Origin of the sequence: Rhizobium alarense (assembly GCF_021555155.1) — a bacterium.
Lineage (GTDB): Bacteria > Pseudomonadota > Alphaproteobacteria > Rhizobiales > Rhizobiaceae > Rhizobium_D > Rhizobium_D alarense.
This window is the reverse complement of the sequence record NZ_JAKGBU010000147.1, coordinates 1,610-6,382: the sequence shown is the minus strand read 5'-3', so window position 1 is coordinate 6,382 and position 4,773 is coordinate 1,610. Positions and strand designations below refer to the sequence as shown.

6 protein-coding genes are annotated in these 4,773 nt (G+C 67.7%); 1 reads left to right on the top strand and 5 read right to left on the bottom strand.

Annotated features, from left to right (window positions below; all coding sequences use genetic code 11):
• Both LXM94_RS25220 and LXM94_RS25215 read right to left on the bottom strand, forming a co-directional pair.
• Positions 1-526, bottom strand: a 526-nt coding sequence (locus tag LXM94_RS25220) for a L,D-transpeptidase family protein (RefSeq protein ID WP_235774566.1), incomplete at its 3' end; no start/stop codon positions are given.
• Between the two features lie 181 nt (positions 527-707).
• Positions 708-1,421, bottom strand: coding sequence for a glutathione S-transferase family protein (locus tag LXM94_RS25215; RefSeq protein WP_235774564.1), 714 nt, complete (start codon positions 1,419-1,421; stop codon positions 708-710).
• Between the two features lie 86 nt (positions 1,422-1,507).
• Between LXM94_RS25215 and LXM94_RS25210 the strand changes: the two genes are divergently transcribed.
• Complete coding sequence (locus LXM94_RS25210; RefSeq protein ID WP_235774562.1) at positions 1,508-2,218, top strand: helix-turn-helix transcriptional regulator; 711 nt, start codon at positions 1,508-1,510, stop codon at positions 2,216-2,218.
• A gap of 16 nt (positions 2,219-2,234) precedes the next feature.
• Here the strand turns inward: LXM94_RS25210 and LXM94_RS25205 are convergent, their stop codons facing one another.
• The 3 genes from LXM94_RS25205 to LXM94_RS25195 all read right to left on the bottom strand — a co-directional run.
• Complete coding sequence (locus tag LXM94_RS25205; protein WP_235774560.1) at positions 2,235-2,855, bottom strand: DUF930 domain-containing protein; 621 nt, start codon at positions 2,853-2,855, stop codon at positions 2,235-2,237.
• A 236-nt stretch (positions 2,856-3,091) separates the two neighbouring features.
• Positions 3,092-4,378 (bottom strand): DNA polymerase IV, encoded by a 1,287-nt coding sequence (locus LXM94_RS25200; RefSeq protein WP_235774558.1) that lies wholly within the window; start codon positions 4,376-4,378, stop codon positions 3,092-3,094.
• A gap of 196 nt (positions 4,379-4,574) precedes the next feature.
• On the bottom strand, positions 4,575-4,773 hold a 199-nt coding region (locus tag LXM94_RS25195; RefSeq protein ID WP_235774556.1), incomplete at its 5' end, for a DUF3572 domain-containing protein.

Genomic DNA, 4,773 nt, shown 5'->3' with positions numbered 1-4,773 from the left:
TCGAGGGACGCAGGGTGGCGTCGGAGAGCAGCTGGCCGGCCGATTCCGCCGCCTTGGGGCGGAACAGCAGCGGATGTCCGATCCGCGCCGGCGTCACCTCCCTGTCGCTGATCAGCACATGCCCGCCGCGCCGCGTCAGCCCGTAGAGGGTCCTGGCGAAATCGTTCGGCAGGCGCACGCAGCCGTGCGAGGCGGGATAGGCCGGCACGCTGTTGGAGGCGTGCAGCGCGATGCCGGACCAGGTGAGGCGCTGCATGAAGGGCATCGGCGCGCTGTCGTAGAGATTGGAGAAATGCGTGCGCTTCTTCTCCAGGATCGAGAAGATGCCGGTCGGTGTCGAATGGCCCGCCTTGCCGGTGGAGACGTTCGAGGTGGCGACGATCGTATCGCCATCGTAGACCTTCAGCGACTGAAGGTCCTTGGACACGATGATCTGGAGCGGTCCCTCGAGCGTTCCGGCAAGGGCGGAGGCGGAACTCATCAGCAGGGCTGCGAGGCCGAGGCGGGCGGCGAAGCGAACGATCATCTCTTCCATCCATACGCAATACTGGGTTGTCCCGAATCTAGACGGTCCGGCTTAAGGAAGATTTGATGCATGCGCGACTCACCGGTTGAGGAAGGGGCGGAACTCCCATCAAGACGTGTGGCGGCCGGAAATATTCGACCTGCCCGCCGCTGCGCGGCCAGGTCGCATGTTCAACTTTTCGTTACAACGTCCAGCCGTGGTCCGGGTAGAATTCCCGCATCATGCGGTCGACATAGGCGGTCAGCCGGCGGTCGGCGGCGGCAAGGTCGCGGAGCGGTCCGTCGAAGAACGGGTTCATCACGCTCACGAGCATGGCGAAGGTGGTCGCGTCGGCGCCGCACGGTTTGCCTCCCATCAGGTAGGGGCCGTCGCCGATCACCACGGCAAGCGCGTCGAGCGAGCGTTTTCCAAGCATGACGATCTCGTCCGGCGCGTGTCGGCCGATGCCGACCGCAAGCAGCCGGTCGCGGACATTTTCCTTCAGGCGGGTGACGTAGCCGGCGCGCTCGGCCTCCGGCACCCCGTCGAACCAGTGCGCGGGCCCCCTCGCGAAATTCTCCTCGTCCATGAACCGGTGCCATGCGCCGACCCAGCCGAGATGGTTCTCTATCATGCGCTCGATCGCCCAGGCTTCGGCGCGCTGGCGCGCGGTCAGGTGCTCGTCGAAGTCGATGCCGTAGCGCCGTTCGAGATGCAGGCGGATGAAGGTGGAATCGGCGACGACCTCTCCGCCGTCGTCCATGAAGGGCAGTTGCCCCTTCGGCGACTGGCCGGGATGGGCCGGCACCTTGCGATAGGGAAGGCCGGCCATCCTGAGATGAACCTCGGTCTTCGTGCAGTAGGGGCTGACTTCGGGAAGGCCGAATTGCGGGCCGCCGGCATAGAGCGTGATCATGGGGAACTGCTTCCTTGGTTGCGGTGCCCTTGACTACTGCCATCCTGCTGACAACATGGCGTCAGCATCAACGCGCGGAGGAAACCATGCGCCGGGCGGACCGCCTGTTCCAGATCCTGCAGATCCTGCGCCGGGCGCGCGGGCCGCTGAGCGGTGCGGCGATCGCCGCCGAGCTCGAAGTGTCGCTGCGCACCGTCTATCGCGACATCGCCGACCTGATGGCGCAGCGCGTGCCGATCCGCGGCGAGGCGGGCGTCGGCTACGTGCTGGAGGAGGGTTTCGACATGCCGCCCCTCATGCTGACGGCCGACGAGATCGAGGCGGCGGTGCTCGGCGCGCAATGGGTGGCCTCGCGCGGCGACGCCGACCTCGCGCGGGCGGCCGCCGATCTCGTCGCGAAGATCAGGGCGGTCGTGCCGGAGAGGCTCAGGCCCTATGTCGAAAATCCGGTGACACGCACGCCGCCGGCGCGCGAAACCTTTGCCGACGGCATCGACATGGCGCGAACCCGCCAGGCGATCCGCGACGGCCGGAAGATCGCCCTTCGCTACCGCGACGAGGCGGGTGCTGAAAGCCGCCGCACGATCTGGCCGGTGACGCTCGGCTATTTCGACACGACGCGGCTGATCATCGGCTGGTGCGAACTGCGCCGGGACTTCCGCCATTTCCGCGCCGACCGCATCGTCGGGGCGGAATTCCTGGAGGACCGCATTCCGGAACGGCTGCCGGTACTGCGCGACCGCTGGCTCGCTGCGATCCGCGAGCGCCCGGAGGCCGCAAAGGCCGCTGCCGGCTAGCCGGACCTGCCGCGGTCTATTCCAGCGTGCCGTCATCCGCGGTCAGCATGTGCGATTCCCATTCGCTCTCCGGGATTTCGGCCCCCATGCGGAACGCGAAGGCGGCGACGGAGGCGAGATCGGCACTCACCGTGCAATCGAAACCGATTCCGTACCAGTGCCGCTTGCTCCGGAACGCACCGCCCGGTGCCGAGAGCGTCCGGCCGAACAGCTCGGTGTCCGCCATCGCGTAGGCGACCAGGAAATCCGGCTCGATGGCCGGCTTCCAGCGATGCACCTGCTCCATCGCTTCGAGGTTGCAGAGCTGCTCGATGCGCAAACCGGGCGCAAGCTGTCCCAGGCCCGCCAGCGCCTCCCGGCTGCGGGGATCGGCCAATATGGCCGAGGAAAAGAGCTGTCTCGCCCGGATCGTTCCGTCGGGCATGCGCTCCGCTTCGGTGGGATTTTCGACGGTCGTCGAAGGTTTCCGGGCGCCGACGGTGTCGTCACGCTCGACCGTTTCGCCGCGCGCCGGCAGCGGTTTGGACGCCGTCACCATCTCGACGCTGATGCTTTTCTCGACGGGAAGAGGTGGCGGGTCGTGCGCCGGAATGCGAGCCAGCACCAGCGCGGCGATGGCATGGGCCGCCAATGCCACGGCAAGGCCGAGGGGAAGGTTCGTCCGCGGCGGCCGGCGGCGGGTGCTGCCACACGCCGGCAAGACGCCGTCGGCGGCAGCGCCCCGTTCGGGGGCCTGCCGTTCGGCTTGTCTTGCGGGCCGGCGGGGAGGGGGCATCGGGAGCCGTCGTCAGGGGAATACGCCAGGGAATGCCACCAGAAGCGGCCCTTTTGCGGCAATTCGGCGGCAGGGATCGCCGCCATGCCGGGCGATCCTCACCGCCGTTCCTTGCCGAACGTGTAGCCCGTCTCGACGCTCGTCTTGCCGAATTTGTCGCGCAACCTGTTCATCGCCGCCTCGGCCGCCGCGCGCCGCGCTGCCTGCGGGTCGACGAGGTCCGGCGGATCGGCGCGCGCCGGATCGGCAAGATCCGTGACGCCGATGCCGATCAGCCGGAATTTCGTGCCGTCGGTCTCCCGCTTCAGGAGGTCGAGCCCGATGCGAAAAATCCGGTCGGCAAGCATGGTCGGGTCTTCCAGCCGCCGGTTGCGGGTGCGGCTCTTGAAGTCGCGCGTCTTGAGCTTCAGCACGACGGTCTGGCCGGCGCATCCGGCCTTGCGCAGCCGTGCCGCCACCTGTTCGCTCAGCCGCCTGAGGATGGCCGTCAGTTCGCCGAGATCGGAGATGTCGTCGAAGAAGGTCGTCTCCGAGGAAACGCTCTTGGCTGCGTCGTTGAGGTGCACCTCGCGGTCGTCCTGCCCGCGCGACAGGTTGTAGAGCCGCTTGCCCATGACGCCGTAGCGGCGCATGAGGTCGGTCTCCTCCATCGTCTGCAACTGCCCGATGGTGCGGATGCCGTCGCGCTCCAGCGTTTCGGCGAAGGCCCTGCCGACACCCCAGATCAGTCCGACCGGGCGATCCTTCAGGAAGTCGAGCGCCTCGGCCTCGCCGATCACCGAGAAGCCGCGCGGCTTTTGCAGGTCGGAGGCGACCTTCGCCAGGAACTTGCAGTAGGAGAGGCCGACGGAGACCGTGATGCCGATCTCACCCTCGATGCGGCGGACGAAGCGTGCGAGCACGCGGGCAGGGGGATCGTGGTGCAGGCGCTCCGTGCCGCGAAGCTCGAGAAACGCCTCGTCGATGGAAAGCGGCTGCACGAGCGGCGTCAGTTCCTGCATGAGGGTCCGCACCTCCCGTCCGACCCGCACGTATTTCTCCATGTCCGGCCTGATGACGACCGCCTGCGGACAGGCCTCGAGCGCCTTGAACATCGGCATGGCCGAGCGCACGCCATGGATGCGCGCCACGTAGCAGGCGGTCGACACGACGCCGCGCTTTCCGCCGCCGATGATCACCGGTTTGTCGGCGAGGTCAGGATTGTCGCGCTTCTCCACGGCGGCATAGAAGGCGTCGCAGTCGATATGGGCGAGCGTCAGGCTGTAGAGTTCGGGATGATAGACGAGCCGCGGGCTGCCGCAGCCGCGGCAACGGCGCACGCCGTCCGGCTGCCCGGCAAGGCAGTCGCGGCAGAACCCGGGAAAACGCGTTTCATCGCCGTGCATGTCGAGAACAAAAGTTGAACATCCGGACAATAGTGCGTAAGCTCCGGACACTCAAGGGCGTGGCGGGGCGTGTCGGGCCCTTTCCTGCAGACAATTCACCCGCCGTGTGCCCGTTCGATCGGCATGGCCTGCCCGGGAGGAGCCGTATGCCGCCGGATCATCGCTTCCGCATCGGCCAGCCGTCGGGTGTCGCGTGTCACCACTCGACCGGCCGGGACAGGCGCGCATGGGCACGCTGCACCGTCTCCGGGCGTATCCCCGTCGCCGCGCAGAAGGCCATCAGCGTCGGCTCGTGGCCCATCACGAAGTCGACGAGGCCGGCAAGAAAGCCCGGATCGCCGACCGCGCCGCGCACCGCGGCCGGCTCGACGCCCGTCAGCGCGAGGAAGCGCGAC